Source organism: Chryseobacterium mucoviscidosis, assembly GCF_002177115.1.
Classification (GTDB): domain Bacteria; phylum Bacteroidota; class Bacteroidia; order Flavobacteriales; family Weeksellaceae; genus Chryseobacterium; species Chryseobacterium mucoviscidosis.
Genome location: NZ_MVAG01000243.1, coordinates 1 through 262 on the forward strand (window position 1 = coordinate 1; position 262 = coordinate 262).

The following is a 262-nucleotide window of genomic DNA, read 5'->3' on the forward strand; positions in this document are numbered from 1 at the left end:
TCACCGCCCGTCCGATGCCGAAGGTGCGAACCCCTACGGTCGGCACGTACACCATCAGGATGTTTTCCGGACGCAGGGCGGATTTGGAGATCAAATAACCGGATGTGAACATCAGCATCCCGGCAAACATAATGGTGAGCACGCCCAGCGTGACAATGAGCAGAAAGCGCCAGAAATTTGCCGTTACATAGGGTCGAAACCACGATTCCTGCTTCATTGTACTCCCTCCATCTGTGATGTCATCAGTCCGTAATAGACGCCC

Annotated in this window: 1 protein-coding gene; it reads right to left on the reverse strand. The window is 53.8% G+C overall.

The genetic code is table 11. The annotated features are described in order from the left end of the window. Positions 1-217 (reverse strand): hypothetical protein (locus tag B0E34_RS23000; RefSeq protein ID WP_228423130.1); only part of this gene is annotated, 217 nt, incomplete at its 3' end. Positions 218-262 lie beyond the last annotated feature (45 nt).